Raw genomic sequence first — 560 nt, forward strand, 5'->3', positions numbered from 1 at the left:
CTTCACTCAACAAAGTCATAATGTTTGCAGATAAATCGCGCACGTCAGCGGCTTGGTCTACGACAGGACTCATCGTCAGCGCTGTATTGGCGATGCTCTGCTCTACAGAAGCATCATCGTTGAAATCACCAAGAATCACACCCCAAATCCAACTGGCCGCACCAGACATTCGCGTCCAAGCATTTTCCCAGAAACCAACTTCACCTTTCTTTGTTTCTTCAATGATCAGTTGAGCGTTCGCACTTGGATTGAAGTTTGGGTTGGTCTTAGTTGGGACATTCGGCATAAAGTCGCGACTGTCCTCACCGTACTCTATGGCAAACTCACCCGGAGCAACGCCACCAACAGAAGCCTTACCGTTGTTGTCTAATGTTCCTTCAAATACGGCGCCAGATTGGTCGGTTAGAGTGTAAGTCGCACCTTGAACGGGTTCACCGTCTGAGTATGAGAGGTATAAGTCAACCGTATACGTCCCTTCCTGATCTTCCGTAACAGAAACCGATGGATTTTGTGCGCCACCGAGACACATGGTATTGGCTTTGTTCATGGTCATTTGATCG

The 560-nt window shown here is 48.2% G+C and carries 1 pseudogene; it reads right to left on the bottom strand.

The features are described 5' to 3' along the window. A pseudogene (locus R7190_RS29645) lies at positions 1 to 560 on the bottom strand (SpaA isopeptide-forming pilin-related protein); the annotation flags it as partial.

This window comes from Vibrio sp. 1078-1, assembly GCF_033340475.1.